The following is a 367-nucleotide window of genomic DNA, read 5'->3' as shown; positions in this document are numbered from 1 at the left end:
GCGCCGGGCGGCCCAGTATTTCGCGAAGGAGATGAGGGCATGACCCTCCGGTGGGGCTTCATCTCCGACAACCGGGCCGTGCAGCGGATATGCCGGGTGCTTCAGGTCTCGCGCTCGGGCTACGCGGATGCCGTCGACGATGTCGCGGCGGGGCCATTTCTCCGGCCGGCCCCGGCCGGTCTCGCAGGCCGGCAGCGGCAACAAGGGCTCCAGGAGGGCCCATTCGGCGTCCGTCATGTCGGAGGGGTAGCGGTATCGGCGCATCGAGGACGGGGAGGGGGGGGGGCGGGGGCGGGGCCCCGGGGGGGGCCCCGGGGGCGCGCGGGCCCCCGAGCAGCACGCCGCCGCCGGGCCGGCCGCGCCGGAG

At 76.6% G+C, this 367-nt stretch carries 1 pseudogene; it reads right to left on the bottom strand.

From position 1 onward, the window contains the following. Nucleotides 1–126 precede the first annotated feature (126 nt). Nucleotides 127–264 (bottom strand): annotated as a pseudogene (locus LCE31_RS36085) (transposase); the annotation flags it as partial. Between the last annotated feature and the right edge of the window lie 103 nt (nucleotides 265–367).

Origin of the sequence: Streptomyces sp. 8L (assembly GCF_020176795.1) — a bacterium.
Classification (GTDB): domain Bacteria; phylum Actinomycetota; class Actinomycetes; order Streptomycetales; family Streptomycetaceae; genus Streptomyces.
Note: the sequence above shows the minus strand (reverse complement) of the source record. Positions and strands in the feature narration are given on the sequence as shown.